This window comes from Leptospira perdikensis (assembly GCF_004769575.1).
GTDB lineage: Bacteria > Spirochaetota > Leptospiria > Leptospirales > Leptospiraceae > Leptospira_A > Leptospira_A perdikensis.
The window spans coordinates 42,429-57,897 of the sequence record NZ_RQGA01000001.1 but is presented as its reverse complement, the minus strand read 5'-3'; the positions used below and the strand labels follow the sequence as shown (position 1 = coordinate 57,897).

General features: G+C 37.7%; 13 protein-coding genes. 10 read left to right on the top strand and 3 right to left on the bottom strand.

The window, feature by feature from the left end; all coding sequences use genetic code 11:
* Positions 1-3: 3 nt before the first annotated feature.
* Positions 4-2,676: a PAS domain-containing protein gene (locus EHQ49_RS00280; protein WP_135575185.1), complete on the top strand. Its 2,673-nt coding sequence runs from the start codon at positions 4-6 to the stop codon at positions 2,674-2,676.
* Here the strand turns inward: EHQ49_RS00280 and EHQ49_RS00275 are convergent.
* Positions 2,673-3,095: a response regulator gene (locus EHQ49_RS00275; RefSeq protein ID WP_135575183.1), complete on the bottom strand. Its 423-nt coding sequence runs from the start codon at positions 3,093-3,095 to the stop codon at positions 2,673-2,675. The two genes, EHQ49_RS00280 and EHQ49_RS00275, sit on opposite strands and share 4 nt — an antisense overlap.
* Before the next feature lie 78 nt (positions 3,096-3,173).
* Here EHQ49_RS00275 and EHQ49_RS00270 point away from each other — a divergent pair, with 78 nt between their 5' ends.
* Together EHQ49_RS00270 and EHQ49_RS00265 are read left to right on the top strand one after the other, a co-directional pair.
* Entirely contained in the window at positions 3,174-5,189 is a 2,016-nt protein-coding gene (locus EHQ49_RS00270; RefSeq protein ID WP_135575181.1) for an oxidoreductase, read from the top strand.
* An 8-nt stretch (positions 5,190-5,197) separates the two neighbouring features.
* A complete protein-coding gene (locus EHQ49_RS00265; protein ID WP_135575179.1) occupies positions 5,198-6,028 on the top strand; it encodes a TrmH family RNA methyltransferase in 831 nt (276 codons plus the stop codon).
* An 8-nt stretch (positions 6,029-6,036) separates the two neighbouring features.
* Here the strand turns inward: EHQ49_RS00265 and EHQ49_RS00260 are convergent, their stop codons facing one another.
* Entirely contained in the window at positions 6,037-6,231 is a 195-nt protein-coding gene (locus EHQ49_RS00260; protein WP_135575177.1) for a hypothetical protein, read from the bottom strand.
* A complete protein-coding gene (locus EHQ49_RS00255) occupies positions 6,218-7,342 on the bottom strand; it encodes a lysophospholipid acyltransferase family protein (RefSeq protein WP_135575175.1) in 1,125 nt (374 codons plus the stop codon). Before EHQ49_RS00255 ends, EHQ49_RS00260 begins: the two co-directional genes overlap by 14 nt.
* A gap of 862 nt (positions 7,343-8,204) precedes the next feature.
* Here EHQ49_RS00255 and EHQ49_RS00250 point away from each other — a divergent pair.
* The 7 genes from EHQ49_RS00250 to pseF all read left to right on the top strand — a co-directional run bounded on the left by EHQ49_RS00250 (position 8,205) and on the right by pseF (position 15,430).
* Positions 8,205-8,585 carry a MarR family EPS-associated transcriptional regulator gene (locus EHQ49_RS00250; RefSeq protein WP_425269820.1) on the top strand — a complete coding sequence of 127 codons (381 nt, stop codon included), beginning with the start codon at positions 8,205-8,207 and terminating at the stop codon, positions 8,583-8,585.
* A gap of 57 nt (positions 8,586-8,642) precedes the next feature.
* Positions 8,643-9,599 (top strand): GDP-L-fucose synthase family protein, encoded by a 957-nt coding sequence (locus tag EHQ49_RS00245; protein ID WP_135575173.1) that lies wholly within the window; start codon positions 8,643-8,645, stop codon positions 9,597-9,599.
* Positions 9,600-9,609: 10 nt separating this feature from the next.
* On the top strand, positions 9,610-10,617 hold the full coding sequence (locus EHQ49_RS00240) for a phosphoglycerate dehydrogenase (protein WP_135575171.1): 1,008 nt from the start codon (positions 9,610-9,612) through the stop codon (positions 10,615-10,617).
* Positions 10,618-10,710: 93 nt separating this feature from the next.
* Positions 10,711-11,787: an NAD(P)/FAD-dependent oxidoreductase gene (locus EHQ49_RS00235; RefSeq protein ID WP_135575169.1), complete on the top strand. Its 1,077-nt coding sequence runs from the start codon at positions 10,711-10,713 to the stop codon at positions 11,785-11,787.
* Between the two features lie 3 nt (positions 11,788-11,790).
* A complete protein-coding gene (locus tag EHQ49_RS00230) occupies positions 11,791-13,545 on the top strand; it encodes an ABC transporter ATP-binding protein (RefSeq protein WP_244241281.1) in 1,755 nt (584 codons plus the stop codon).
* A complete protein-coding gene (gene pseC, locus EHQ49_RS00225; RefSeq protein WP_135575167.1) occupies positions 13,545-14,726 on the top strand; it encodes a UDP-4-amino-4,6-dideoxy-N-acetyl-beta-L-altrosamine transaminase in 1,182 nt (393 codons plus the stop codon). Before EHQ49_RS00230 ends, pseC begins: the two co-directional genes overlap by 1 nt.
* Positions 14,723-15,430: a pseudaminic acid cytidylyltransferase gene (pseF, locus tag EHQ49_RS00220; RefSeq protein ID WP_208732132.1), complete on the top strand. Its 708-nt coding sequence runs from the start codon at positions 14,723-14,725 to the stop codon at positions 15,428-15,430. The genes pseC and pseF overlap by 4 nt, the downstream gene beginning before the upstream one ends.
* The last annotated feature ends 39 nt before the right edge of the window (positions 15,431-15,469 follow it).

Here is a 15,469-nt window from a genome sequence, read left to right as displayed (position 1 = left end):
AGGGTGTCACAGAGTGAGGAATCAAAAGGAGAGAAGGTCGAAGGACGTCTCTCCGCTGATGAAAAGTTTGTCGAAGCAGAGCTTTTGACAACGATTATGAATGTCAGCTCCACAGCCATGACAGTCTTAAATCCGGAAGGACAAATTCTTTATGCCAATCCAGCTTCCGAATCTGTTCTCGGGATCAAACTCAACGACATCCTTTCTCGAAAGTATAATGCACCGGAATGGAAAAATACTTCTCTTGATGGAGGTCCTTGGAAAGCAGAAGACCAACCATTCAATATTGTCTTAAAAACCAAAAAACCGGTCACAGATATTCGGCATGCTATAGAAGATTCAGCAGGAAATAAAAAGTATCTCTCTGTTAATGGTTCTCCTGTTTTCGACAAAAAAGGAGAATTATCCTTTCTCGTATTTCTCATTACAGACATTTCTGAAAACGTTCTAAAACAGAAAGCTTTAGAATACAATGAATCGAAATATCGTACGATCACCGAACTTTCGTTAAGTATGGTTTATGATATGGACATCAAAACCGGAGAAAATATTTGGGGTGGTGCCATTCAAGAAATTACAGGATACTCTGCTGAAGAATTCCAGAAAGTTGGTTACGAAGAGTGGCTCAGTGCGATCCATCCTGATGATAGAGAGAACGCAGCTAAACTCTTTCTAGAATCCTCTGAAAATCATAAAAAATTTTCTGCAGAATATCGATATAAAACTAAGTCAGGTAACTATGTTTATATAGAAGATAACGGTATCTTTTTATACGATAGTAATAATAGAAGTTATCGTATGTTTGGTGCCATGATCAACCGAACCGAACAAATGAAAGCAAATATTGCACTTCGAGAATCAGAGTCACGACTTGTTATGGCACTGGATGCTGTGAAGATGGGTATTTGGAGTTGGGATATCGAAACTAGAGAAATTTATTGGTCTCCTCAAACATATAGTATTTATGGATATTCACATACAGATTTTGAAATTTCCGTAGAAAAATTCATAGCGCTGACTCATCAAGAGGATTTGGAACTAGTTGGTAAAGAAATACAGATATTGATGGAAGATCATACACGTTCTGCTTATCGTATGCAAAATCGAATTCACCATTCAGATGGAAAAATTCATTGGATTGAGTCGCGAGGGAATATCATCAGGGATTCTCTTGGAAAACCATTAAAACTATTAGGAACCGTTTTAGATGTCACCGAAGTAAAGTTAAGTGAAGAGGCTCTTCGGAAATCTGATGAACGTTTTGAAACTTTTTATCAATTCTCTACAGAAGCTTTTTTGATTTTTGATGCCAATGGGCTCACCGCCAAGGATTCTAATTTTGCTTTCCAAAAGTTATTTGGCTTTGAGTTAGAAGACACACCAAATTTAAAAATTCGAAACCTTCTCACAACTGGATCACTTCGAAAAATTCGGGAAAAAATTGGCTCTAGTCTCACTGGTTCTCTCGAAATCGTTTGTAAAAAGAAAAATGGAGATTTGTTTCCTGCACTTGTTTCCATAAAACGTTTTTTATACAAAGAAACCAATTCCATTGCTTATAGTATTTTTGATTTGAGTCCCTTGAAAGAAGTTGAGGAACTCCGCCTCATCAATTCAGAAATTCGAGATAAAAACCGTTTAATTGAAAGGCAAAAATTGGAATTGGAAATGGCGTTTGAAAATTTAAAACGAACTCAAGACCAATTAATTCAATCCGAAAAATTAGCGGCTTTAGGTCAGTTAATTGCGGGAATCGCACATGAAATCAATAATCCGATTGGGGCTGTCAAAGCATCCAATCAAAATATGATGGATTGGCAAAAAAGGTATGGGCTTGCTTCACAACTGTATCGGGAAGCAATTCTTTCTGTGTCGATTGCAGAACAAAAGATTGTAAAAACGATCCTTGCCAACTTAGACCAACCCATTGAATTTTATACCGGAAAGGAAGAACGTCTTCGTAAAAAACGAAATAAAGAAGTTTTTTTGACACATCAATTTTCGCCAGCTGTGGCAGAGGAGTTTGCAGAGATTTGGGTGGAGCTTGGGATTGGGGAAATTGATCCTAGTTATTTGCCATTATTCCAATCGCATTATATAAAAGTTTTTTTAGATTATTTGTCTTTGGAAATCCAATTCAGAAGGAACACTCGTTCCATCCAACTTGCAGTGGATCGAATTTCTAAAATCATGTATGCACTGAAGAATTTTTCTCGTTTAGATGTTTCGGGCAAAAAAAACAAAGCCTCAATTCCTGATACCATTGAAACTGTGCTCACAATCTATCAAAACCAATTGAAACGTGGAATCAATCTAGTGAAAAAGTTTGATTCTGTGCCACCAATTGAGTGTTATCCGGATGATTTGTTGCATGTATGGACAAATCTTATTTATAATTCTTTGCAAGCGATGTCCTTTGTTGGCGAATTAGAAATTGTTGTGAAGGACTGTGAAGATGAAATTTTAGTATCTTTAAAGGATTCTGGTCCAGGCATTCCTCTAGACATTCAATCCAAAATTTTTGAACCATTTTTTACAACCAAACCCCCTGGAGAAGGGAGCGGGCTCGGTCTTGATATCGTAAGCAAAATTGTAAAACGACATGGAGGAAGGATCGAACTTTCTTCTGTTCCCGGCGAAACGATCTTTTTTATTTATCTTCCGAAAAACAATTAATCTGACATGGCATGGGATATGGTGGAAATCAGTTCTCTTTCATCCCAAGGTTTTTTTAAAAATACAATAGGACCAATTTCTGATTTAAGGTCTTCAATGGATTTTTGGTCAGCAAAACCTGTAACAATCACTTTTTCAATATCAGGGTAGGTGTAGTGTACCTTTTTTAAAAATTCGTCTCCATTCATTCCTGGCATAGACCAGTCGGAAATGATGATAGATACAGTGTTTCCTTCTTCTTCTAATTCCAGAAGTAATTCCCAAGCTTCTCTGGCATTTTCTGCGGTTAGATATTTGTATTGTTCTCCGAAGTGGTGTCTTACTTGGGATTTCATACTCATTAATATTATCGATTCATCATCGACAAATAGAATTGCATTCTTCGTTTCCGTATTCTTATTCTCAGTCACAATTCCCACAGGAGATTGTTATACATGTTCGCTAATGGATTGCAAGTAAATCTTGCCAAAATCTTATATTTTCTTTTCTTGTAGCATATGACACCCTATCCAAATCTTTTGTCTCCTTTATCTTTAGGATTCACTACACTCAGAAATAGAACCATTATGGGCTCCATGCACACAGGCCTTGAAGAAGCTCCCAATGGATATGAACGAATGGCTGCCTTTTATGGGGAAAGAGCCAAGGGAGGCGTGGCACTCATTGTCACCGGCGGCATTGCACCCAACGAAGCAGGACGTGTTTCGAGAGGTGGGGGTGTCATGGACACCGAAGAGGAAGCCAAACATCACCGAATCGTGACTGAGGCTGTACACAAAGAAGGTGGAAAAATTGCCTTGCAGATTCTCCATACAGGAAGGTATGGATATCACGATAAAATTGTAGGAGCATCCAATCTACGAGCTCCTATCAATATGTTTAAACCTCATCCTTTAACAGAAGAAGAAATTCTGCAAACGATTGAAGACTTTGCACGTTGTTCGGAACTTGCAAAGTTAGCTGGATATGATGGTGTAGAAATTATGGGGAGTGAGGGTTATCTCATCAACCAATTCATCGCAAAACGAACCAATAACCGAACAGATGGTTGGGGTGGAAGTTTTGAAAATCGTATTAAGTTTCCAATCGAAATCATAAAAGCTGTAAGAAAACGAGTGGGGACTGATTTTATCATCATCTACCGCCTTTCTATGTTAGACCTTGTAGAAGATGGTGGTAATATAGACGAAGTCCTTATCCTTGCTAAAGAAATAGAAAAAGCTGGGGCAACGATCATCAATACAGGAATTGGTTGGCATGAAGCACGAATTCCAACCATTGCTATGATGGTTCCAAGAGCTGCTTTTACTTGGGTGACTGCCAAAGTAAAGGGTCATGTGAACATTCCACTTGTGACTTCCAATCGAATCAATACACCGGAGATTGCTGAATCTGTTCTTGCTTCTGGTGATGCGGATTTGGTTTCTATGGCAAGACCGTTCCTTGCAGATTCCGCATTTGTGAATAAAGCGGCTGCAGGCAAATCACAAGAGATCAATACATGTATCGCTTGTAACCAAGCATGTTTGGATCATATCTTCCAGGGAAAAATTTGTAGTTGTTTGGTGAATCCAAGAGCTTGTCATGAAACGGATTTAATCATAGAAAAAACGAATCAACCAAAAAAAGTAGCCGTTGTGGGTGCAGGTCCTGGAGGGATGGCTTGTTCCACAACCCTTGCCGAACGCGGACATTCTGTAACATTGTTTGATGCAGGTGCTGAACTTGGTGGTCAATTAAACATAGCTCGCCGGATTCCAGGAAAAGAAGAATTTAAAGAAACCATTCGTTATTTTGGAGAGATGGTTAAAAAACATGGTGTGGACTTAAAATTGAATACCTATGTTTCTGCAGAAGACCTCATTAAACAAGGGTTTGACGAAGTTGTTCTTGCTACTGGTGTCACACCAAGAACTCCCGAAATTCCTGGAATTAACGGCGAAAATGTCCTAAGTTATGTGGATGTAGTCCTCAAAGGAAAACCTGTCGGTAAACGAGCCGTTGTGATGGGAGCTGGCGGAATTGGATTTGATGTGAGTTTATTACTGACTGATGCAGGCCATTCTTTCACCAAAGAAAACTACTTAAAGGAATGGGGGATCAATCAATTGATTGCAAAGGATGGGGGACTCGGAACCAAAGACACTCCACATTCTGGCCGGGAAGTGACGATGCTCAAAAGATCCAATAGTAAATTTGGAGCCACTCTTGGGAAAACAACTGGTTGGATTCATAAAACGTCGTTGGAAGATCGTAAGGTAACTCAAATCTCCGGTGTGACATACAAAGCCATTGAAGCCGATGGAATTCTCATCGAAGTAAAGGGAGAAACTAAAAAAATTCCTTGCGATACTGTCGTCGTATGTGCAGGTCAAGATCCAAATCGAACTTTACTTGAACCATTACAACAAGCAAAAATTCCCGTTCATTTGATTGGTGGTGCTGACTTAGCTTCTGAACTCGATGCCAAAAGAGCGATTGATCAAGGCACTAGGCTTGCTGTAACCATTTAGCCTTTGTTATGGGATCAAAAAGGCCTCTAAAAATCAGTGTTAAGAATGCAGAATTTCAAATTCTGTTAGCTTTACGAACCAACCGTTCCAAACGCAGTCAAGAAAAGGAAGTGTTTGTGGAAGGAACGGAAGGAATCAAACAACTGATAGAGGCCGGCTGGGAAATCACTCGTATCCTTTATCGCGATGGAGGTTCGTTATCCCAATGGGGAGAGTCAGTTCTTAAAAAATTTACCAAAGCTAAACAAATCGAAGTCTCTCCCGATTTGTATGCAGAACTTTCGGAAAAAGAAAACCCTTCTGAATTAATTGTAACGGCAAAAACAATCTCGCGAAGTTTTAATGATCTTATAAGTCCACCAAATCCATTTTATCTACTTTTTGATCGTCCGAGTGATTTAGGAAATTTTGGATCTATTTTACGTTCCGCTGATGCCTTCCGTGTGGATGCAGTTTTTATTTTAGGACATTCCATTGATGTTTATGACCCTAAGGTGATCCGAGCAAGTCTTGGGAGTGTATTTCATACAAAATTGATTTTTCTGGAATCACTTTCTCATTTAGAAGCTTTTCTAAATAAAGAAAAAAAAAGGTGTGGGTTAAAGGTTGTGGGAACTGACTCCAATGGACCCCATTCCTTAAGAGGTCAAACTTTAAATGTTCCCATTCTTGTTATCTTGGGAAACGAAGCTAAAGGAATGAGTGTTCATTTACAGTCCCTTTGTGACTCGATTGTCAATATCCCTATGTTTGGAGTAGTGAATTCTTTAAACGTTTCTTGTGCCGGTTCTATTTTACTTTGGGAAGTCGCAAAGAAATTAGATGACAATTCTCGTTAAACTTTGATTTAACGACAAGTAGCAATCGTTCCATCCGGATTGTATTTTACGCTGGCCCCCGATGTAAATTGGATGTATTTCACTCCGTCCACACAAACCTCGTCATATCCAAAGTATTTGGCACAACCCCGGGAAATGGTTCCGCAACCTACCAAAAATAAGCTAAAAAATAAAACAATACGAATCGGTTTAAGTTGTTTCATTGGTGACTCCTGGGTTTGAAAACTGACTATTCCAGATATCTTCTAAATGGTTTAAGTGGGCTGTGAGTTGATTTCTATGATATAGGACAATATTTGATTTTTTTAAATTGTGTAAGGACTTTGGTATGTGATACAGTAACTCTTTGGTGTGAATGGTTTGGTCTTCCCAATCGATAAGTTTGAATTGTTTTAGTTTTAGAAAGATCGATTCTAATTGGGGATGGAAGTTTTCTTTTCTCAGTTCAGATGCAATTGTAATATCTGGGAATGTTAGTTCTATTTGTTTTTTGAATTTGAGAACCAGTTCCACTAATTGGTGTTTTTTTATTTTGGTTTCTTTACCAAATTTTAATAACAGAAAGGATGTTAAATTCCCGAGGGTGACTGTATAGTTCTTACCTAATTTTTCACCGACAAGACGTACTACCTGATCGGCAGTAAGATCTGAATCAAATTGAAATGGTTTCCCATATTTGATGTATAACTTTGTTTTTTGATAGGAAAGGTGGTCGTAGGTTAAAGTGAAACTATTAAAATGAAGGCTGTTTATCTTTGATTTGATATAGAAGGCACCTCGTTTGATTTGATTTAGAAAACCGTCATGGTTGTAAGTCCCTTCAGGAAACATAAATAAGTTTCTTCCTCTTTTGATGTTAGCAACAAGTTCTGTCCATTCGCTATCTACTTTTTCGCGTAGTTCTCCTTTTTTAATTAACTCTCTCGCATTGTCACGAAACGGTCGTTTGATGGGAACGGCTCCGATATAACGTAATAAAAATGGGATGATTTTTGTTGCATCAATGAATTGAAAAATCCATTTGATGATTCCTTTGGCTCGGAATTCTTTTTGTAAAAATGCGGGTTTTAAAATGTCCTCTCTGGCAGGGATGATCATTTTTATTTTCGGTTTTAGTCTTGGATATACAAGAGAAAGAGAAACGATATCTGCTTCAGAGACATGATTACAAAGTATGGCAGAAGGGTAGGGTGTTTCTAAATGTTCGTTTGTATCGGAAAAATTCTCTTCGATAGAATGGAAAACCATTCCCTTGGTCAGGCTCACTAATTTGATAAGGAAGTCATAGAGAACCGTACGCTTTTTTGGTTTCATTGCGAATGGTATCTCTCTAGGTGACTTCTAAGTCAATTGGAAACTGATTTGAAATCTTTTGGTATTCCTTTCCTTCTGAACGGGCTTGTAGCTTTGTTCATGACTTGAACAAGTTCTTTTTCTTTCAGGTTATTGGGATTGTATTTTACTGGGAGCATGGATCTCTCTTTCCATTTGGCTTTGGAAGAACTTCAAATTTCCTCTGGCTCTTGGAGTCACTTGGTTCTATCAAGGATTGGTGATTTATTTATCTTATCTTTTGAAAGGATTCCAATCAAAATGGACCATTTTCATTCTTACAACCTTTTCCGTTTTCTTTTTTTAAGAAAGATATTGTTATGATTCTAGAAAATAAAAAGACGATAAGAGACGGGACAATTGCCACACCTCTTCCTATGTATTCCTTCCTTTGAAAAAAGAAGAAGATCCGAATTCAGAAATTTATCTTTTCGCTTTAGATTCTAATCTGTATCGATATCAGCAGTGGCAAACCAGTCATATCACACCTAAATTTGCTGTTTTTGAACCGACAGAGGATAATCATAAAAAATGAATTGAATGGTTTGTCGGAAAATATCTGGTTCCTTTGTTAAAACCGTACGATTTGTACTTATATATGAATCGGAAACCGATTGTATCGAAACCCAATTGGAGTTGCTGTATTTGTTACTTTATGTATTTCCTGTGGTTTGGGCTTTCGTTTAGTCAGTTTCGTTGTTAGGTCAAGGAGTAGGGTATTTGCTCCGATTTAAGTGATTTGGGTTACTGCGTTTTTTTGTTCAAATTTTGAACAAAAATTTCTTTACTTCGTTCAAAGACTGAACACATTTTGTAAAAAGTATGGGACTCAGGGGGCGAAGCTATGCCTGACCTATCTACGCGCTCCCCTTCGGGACCTTTTGTCATGAAAGAAAACTTCCAATACAACGACCACCATCTCAAACTTCTGCAACTCTTAGAAGAGAACCCACATTTGTCCCAAAGGGATGCATCGGATGTTCTGGGTTTGAGTCTTGGTAAGGTGAACTATATTTTGAAAGCCTTCCTCGACAAAGGCCTGATCAAAATGAATAACTTTCGTAATAATAAAAATAAACTTTCTTATACTTACTTACTCACACCTCAGGGCATTGAAGAAAAAGCAAGAATGACTCTCCATTTTTTTGAAATCAAAAAAAGAGAATACGAAGCTTTACGAACCGAAGTTGAGAAGTTAGGTGATATAGCGGAAGAGTTTACTTAGTCTATATTAAAATCTCTCCTAAAGAAATTTTGAAATAAATTTTCGGAAATACATATAATGGATAAACAATCTAAAATTTATGTCGCGGGTCACAAGGGACTAGTTGGTTCAGCTTTGGTAAAAACTCTAAACCAAGCTGGGTTCCAAAATATAATCGGAAAATCACATGCTGAGATGGATCTAGCAAACCAAACAATGGTTTTGGATTTTTTCTCAAAAGAAAAACCGGAATATGTTTTCCTAGCTGCGGCTAAGGTTGGCGGGATTCATGCAAACAATAGTTACCCTGCTGAATTTATATTTTCTAACTTACAAATTCAAAATAATATCATTGATGCATCCTACCGTTATGGGGTTAAAAAACTTTGTTTTTTAGGATCTTCTTGTATCTATCCAAAATTTGCTAAACAACCTATGGACGAAGGACAACTGTTGGATGGGAAGTTGGAGCCAACAAACGAACCGTATGCGGTTGCTAAAATTGCCGGCATTGTTATGTGTCAGTCATACAATCGCCAATACGGTACGAATTTTATTTCTGTTATGCCTACTAATTTATATGGACCTGGTGATAATTATCATCCAGAAAACTCTCATGTTTTACCTGCACTCATTCGTCGTTTTCATGAAGCAAAACTGACAAACCAAGCTGAAGTTGTCATTTGGGGAACCGGAAAACCGCTAAGGGAATTTTTATACTCAGAAGATATGGCAAGGGCCTGCGTTTTTTTAATGCAGAATTATGATGTCACTGGTGACCCAAGAGGTGGGGATCATGTCAACGTTGGGTCCGGAATTGAAGTCAGTATCAAAGAACTTGCGGAGACGGTAAAGGAAGTAGTTGGGTTTAAAGGTAATCTTATTTTTGACCTAACAAAACCAGATGGGACTCCTAGAAAACTTTTGGATGTTTCTAAACTTCATAAAATGGGCTGGAAACATGAAGTGGAATTGAAGGTTGGAGTTGAAGCGGCCTACCGAGATTTTGTCGATCTCAACCGTGCGAGTCATTAAAAAAACGATTATGGCAAATGTTTTTGTATCCACATTCCCTTTTTGTCGAACTAGCAAAGTTGCATTGGATTTACTTGAATCTAACGGGCATAAGGTGACAGTAAATCCTCTTGGTCGAAAGATGAAACCTGAGGAAGTTGCCAGTCATGCAAAAGATTTTGATGCGCTCATTGCTGGAACAGAAGATTTAACAGAACTAGTAACCAAAACCAATCATTTAAAAATAATCTCTCGAGTGGGAGTGGGGCTTGACAGTGTTCCACTGGACCTTTGTAAAGAAAAAGGAATCGCAGTGGCTTACACTCCCGATGCGGTTTCTCCTGCGGTTTCTGAACTTGCCGTTTGTCTTATCGTTGATGGGATGCGGAAAGTGAGTTATGCGGACCTTGAAATTCGAAAGGGTGAGTGGACAAGGCCATACGGAGAACGTATTGGTGGTGCTACGATTGGTATTGTCGGTTTTGGACGTATTGGGAAAAGAGTCGCATCCCACTTATTGGGTTATCTACCGAAAGAAATTTTAGTTTGCGATTTAATGGATCAAACGGAAGCCATTGCCTCCCTTTCAGGTCTTGCTCATTCCATTAAAAATGTAAATGATACATTGGGAAAAAATTGGAGTTCCACATCCATTAAACAAGTGAGTTTCGAAACACTTCTCAAAAACTCTGATGCGATTACCCTGCACGTTCCCCTTACAACCCAAACGAGAAATTTATTAGACCATTCAAAGTTTTCCTTAATGAAACCTAAGGCAGTTCTTGTGAACACAGCCAGAGGTGAAATCGTTAATGAAAAAGATTTATTTGAATATTTGAAAAGCGCACCACTGGGGTGTGCGGCAATGGACGTATTTGAAGAAGAACCGTATCACGGACCATTGTGTGAATTACAAAATGTGATATTAACACAACATATGGGGTCTTGTTCCAATGATTGTAGAGAAGACATGGAAAGAGAAGCGGCGGAAAATGTTGTTGGTTTTTGGAAAGAGGAAAAAATCGAGAGAGTTGTGTGAGGGTTTTTCTCGGCATATTCCATTTGCTGTTTTTAACTAATTTTATTCAGTTTTACTGAAGATTCGGGTCATCGTTTCTTTTAGATATTTTTTATGAAAGTTGTAGTAGGTTCAGGAATTATTGGATCATGGATTGCATATCAGCTTGCGAAAGCTGGCGAAGAAGTGTATGTAATTGAAAAATCAGAAAATGCGGGTGATGGCATCAGTGGCAGAAATTCTGGTGTATTACATTCTGGTATCTATTACGATCCAAACTCACTAAAATCTAAACTTTGTCTTCGAGGTTATGAACTTGCGATTTCCTTTTTTCAGAAACATCAGGTTCCTTTTTTACTTTGTGGAAAAGTGATTACTTCAGGTTTATCTAATTCTAAAGAAGAAGAAACTGAGAAACAAATTGAAATTGAAAAGTTATTAGAGAATGGAAAAAATATAGGAATCCCCGATTTAGAAATCAAACAAAATCCGGGCAACCACTGGAAACATGTGGAAGGAAACTCAGCGTTATGGGTTCCGAAAACAGGTGTTGTGGATGTACCTACTTACCTCAAAATGCTTTGGAGAGCATGTGAAGAAGAGGGAGTTCAATTCTTAAAAAATAAGAAAATTGTCATCGACCAAGGATCTGTATTTTCTATTGATGAGACCACTCAAGTGAGAGAAGAGATTGAAGCAGACCACTTTATCAATGCAGGCGGATTGTATTCGGATGAATTGATAAAGCAGGCCGGAAGTGAGGACTATGAAATTCGTCCTAACAAAGGAGAATACTTTCGACTAAAGAAAACACTTCCGTATGAAACATTAATTTATCCTCTCCCTATGAAAACATCTACCGCACTTGGTGTTCACTATACCTTTCATCTTGCTGGAGATGCTTATGCAGGTCCAAACTCTAATTGGGCTGAATCCAAAGAAGATTATAAGATGCAAACACCACGTTCTGAATATTTTGAATCGTTGAGAAAAATTCTAAATTTTTATAAAGAAGAGGATCTGAGCGAAGGTTATGTAGGACTTCGGCCTAGATTGTTTTATAAAGGTGCTGCTATTAAGGATTTTACAATCCTTAAACAATCAAATTGGATCCATTTATTGGGAATTGAAAGCCCTGGACTAACTTCGGCCCCAGCGATCGCTGAAGAAGTTGTTGGAATGATGGAGTAGTCATTGATTAAGTTTTTTTATAAACAAATCCCCTTACCTTATAAGAGATTATGGAATTCCATTTCACGAAGAAGGAAAAATCAATTTTTTCTTTTAATACTTTTGACATTGGGTGCTTCCCTTGCTGAGATCTTTAGTATTGGTGCGATTTTTCCTTTCCTTGCTGTTTTGACAAATCCCGATAAAGTGTATCAAATTCCGGAACTCGTTTTTCTTTGGAATATACTTTCGATTCATTCATCTTCAGAAATTCTTCCTTTTGTTACCATTTGTTTTGTTGTTGCTTCACTAGTATCCGGAGCAATGCGTTTACTTTTGATTTACGCAATGACAAGGCTTGCTTTTGCTGCAGGAGCAGATATTAGTTTTGAAATTTATCGAAGAACTTTGTTTCAGCCATATTCGGTTCATATAAATAGAAACAGTGCTGAGGTGATAAGTGGGATTACCTCTCACGCCAGTAGTGTTGTGACACAAATCCTGACTCCCATTCTTACCATTACGTCTTCTTTAATTATACTATTATTAATTTTGGTTAGTTTGCTGTTAGTTGATGTTACTGTTACTCTCACATCCTTCTTGTTGTTTTTGTCGTTATATATAATTGTCGCTTCCTATTATAAAGGAAAACTTTTTAGAAATGGGAAAATTTTAACGAAAAACCTCACGATTGTACAGAAAACCTTACAAGAAGGTCTTGGTGGCGTTCGTGATATTCTTTTGAATAATCTACAGAATTATTTTTTAGCTATATATAGAGATTCAGATTCTGCCTATCGGAAATCAGCCGCAGAGAATTATTATATAGGAGCTAGTCCTCGTTATATCATGGAATCTTTAGGAATGGTTGCATTGGGGCTGTTTGCATTTTATATTGGAAGGTCCAATGAATCTATCGTTTCTGCGGTCCCAGTATTAGGTTCACTTGCCATTGCTGCACAGAGAGTTTTGCCAATCTTACAACAAGGTTATACCGGATGGACTAATATCAAAGCTGGCCAAGAGAACTTACTTCTCGTTTTGGATTTGTTAAACCAGCCTATAGATATCAACTCAGGGAGTGCCATCACAGATCCGATTTCCTTCGAACATCATATCGATCTAAAATCTGTCAATTTCAGATACAATCCAGATGGCCCATTCATTTTATCGGATATAAACCTTCGGATTTCAAAGGGTTCTAGGGTTGGTATCATTGGTAAGACGGGGAACGGAAAAAGTACATTTATGGATCTCCTTATGGGTCTTTTTTCGCCTACTAGTGGTACGTTGTCTGTTGATGGACAAATTATCGATGAACTAAATGTCCCTCGGTGGCAGAATATGATTGCCCATGTCCCACAAAATATCTATCTCTCTGACTCATCAATAATCGAGAACATTGCTTTTGGTATTGATAAATCAAAGATTGATATAGAACGGGTGAAACAGGCAGCTGAAAAAGCAAAAATTGCTGAGCATATAGAATCGTTAGATGAAAAATATGACACGTTTGTTGGCGAACGTGGAGTGAAGTTGTCTGGAGGGCAGAGACAACGAATAGGCATTGCTCGAGCACTATATCGAAATTCATCGGTGATATTTCTTGATGAAGCAACAAGTGCGTTAGATAACGAAACAGAAAGAGAAATCATCCAGTCAATTGAATCTTTAGACAAATCAATCACTCTCTTTATCGTTGCACACAGACTTTCCACTGTTGAAATGTGCGACCAAATTCTAGAACTAAATAACGGTAGTATAAGGATAAAAAAATAATGAAACAGATTCCTTATGGTAGACATTTCATCGACCAAACAGACATCGATAGTGTTTTGGAAGTTTTAAATTCTGACTTCTTAACCCAAGGTCCTCAAGTTCCTGCATTTGAAAAAGCAGTTTGCGAATATGTATCTGCTAAACATGCAATTGCAGTCAATAGCGCAACCTCTGCTTTACATTTGGCATGTATTGCTCTCGGAGTAGGCAAAGGTGATTATGTTTGGACCAGTCCAATTTCATTTGTGGCTAGTTCAAATTGTGCTTTGTATTGTGGTGCGGATGTTGATTTCGTCGATATCGATTCCAAATCCTATAATATGTCCGTAGATAGATTGAGGGAAAAGTTAGAAAAAGCAAAAGCTGAAAACAAACTTCCTAAGGTTGTCATTCCTGTTCATTTTTCTGGTCAAAGTTGCGATATGGAAAAAATCGCTGCACTTGCAAAGGAATACAATTTCCGAGTCATTGAAGATGCCTCTCATGCAATTGGTGGATCCTATTTGAATGAAAAAGTAGGTAATTGTAAATATAGCGATGTAACTATTTTTAGTTTTCATCCAGTAAAAATAATTACTACCGGCGAAGGTGGTATGTGTACTACAAATGATTCAGAAATTGCAAATTTAATTTATAGGCTCCGTAGTCATGGGATCACAAGAAATCCAAAGGAAATGACAGAACAACCGGATGGACCGTGGTATTATCAACAAATTGATTTGGGTTTTAACTATCGGATGAATGATATTCAGGCCGCACTTGGGGTTTCGCAACTCAAACGCCTTGATACAATTGTTGAAAAAAGGCACAAAGTTAGAGAGTATTATGATAAAATTTTGAAAGATGTAGGCGTTGTATTACCGGAACAAATGGATTATGCAAAATCATCCCTACATTTATATGTAATTCAGGTAATAGAAAAAGAAATGAATGCCGATAGAAAAGAAATATTTGAAAGACTTCGAGTCTCAGGTATTTTAGTTAACGTTCATTATATTCCAATTTATCGCCAGCCGTATTATCAAAAAAAATATGGATTCAAATACTCTGATTTCCCTGAAGCAGAGAAATACTATTCCAATACGATCAGTATTCCCATTTATCCAGAACTGAATCAGGAAGATCAGGATCGAGTGAAAGATGCTATGTCAAAACCGATTGGTCACCAGGTTTTATTTTGAAAAATGTTTGTATTATTCCTGCGAGAGGGGGAAGTAAACGGATCCCCAGGAAAAATATAAAAATTTTTGCAGGGAGACCTATGATTGGTCATTCTATTCTCAGTGCCATTGGTTCAGGTATATTTGATCGTGTGATTGTTTCGACAGATGATCCAGAAATTACCTCTGTTGCTAAAGAGTTTGGAGCAGAAGTTCCTTTTATACGTCCGGCGGAGTTATCTGACGATTATACAAATACAACCGACGTAATCTCTCATTCCATTAACTGGTTAAGAAATACCGATTTAGATATTAAAGCAGTCTGTTGTATTTACGCAACGGCACCCTTCATTCAGGTTAGTGATCTCGTTCAGGCGGAGAAAATTTTTCATTCAGGGAATTGGGAATATGTGTTTTCTGCAACTACCTTTGGATTCCCAATTTTTAGATCCATTAAGAAAAACACGGATGGAAGTATCGAAATGTTTTATCCTGAACATTTTAATACTCGCTCACAAGATCTGCCGGAAGCTTATCATGATGCAGGCCAGTTTTACTTTGGGAAACCTGATGCTTGGCTTAGTGGAAAGAAAATATTTGATATCGGTTCGACAATTGTAGATCTTCCTCGTTGGAGAGTTCAAGATATCGATACCTTGGAAGATTGGGATAGGGCTGAGGTCTTATACAAACTACTGAATCAGTCAAAATCATCTACGACTTAAATTATCTGAATTGTGTATAAACAAATTTTTTGTAACGGA

What these genes read in the sequence shown, in the direction of transcription:
- EHQ49_RS00270 (WP_135575181.1), top strand. Translation starts at nt 3,174, where the DNA reads ATGACACCCTATCCAAATCTTTTGTCTCCTTTATCTTTAGGATTCACT.
- EHQ49_RS00265 (WP_135575179.1), top strand. Translation starts at nt 5,198, where the DNA reads ATGGGATCAAAAAGGCCTCTAAAAATCAGTGTTAAGAATGCAGAATTT.
- EHQ49_RS00260 (WP_135575177.1), bottom strand. Translation starts at nt 6,231, where the DNA reads ATGAAACAACTTAAACCGATTCGTATTGTTTTATTTTTTAGCTTATTT.
- EHQ49_RS00255 (WP_135575175.1), bottom strand. Translation starts at nt 7,342, where the DNA reads ATGAAACCAAAAAAGCGTACGGTTCTCTATGACTTCCTTATCAAATTA.
- EHQ49_RS00250 (WP_425269820.1), top strand. Translation starts at nt 8,205, where the DNA reads ATGCCTGACCTATCTACGCGCTCCCCTTCGGGACCTTTTGTCATGAAA.
- EHQ49_RS00245 (WP_135575173.1), top strand. Translation starts at nt 8,643, where the DNA reads ATGGATAAACAATCTAAAATTTATGTCGCGGGTCACAAGGGACTAGTT.
- EHQ49_RS00240 (WP_135575171.1), top strand. Translation starts at nt 9,610, where the DNA reads ATGGCAAATGTTTTTGTATCCACATTCCCTTTTTGTCGAACTAGCAAA.
- EHQ49_RS00235 (WP_135575169.1), top strand. Translation starts at nt 10,711, where the DNA reads ATGAAAGTTGTAGTAGGTTCAGGAATTATTGGATCATGGATTGCATAT.
- pseC (WP_135575167.1), top strand. Translation starts at nt 13,545, where the DNA reads ATGAAACAGATTCCTTATGGTAGACATTTCATCGACCAAACAGACATC.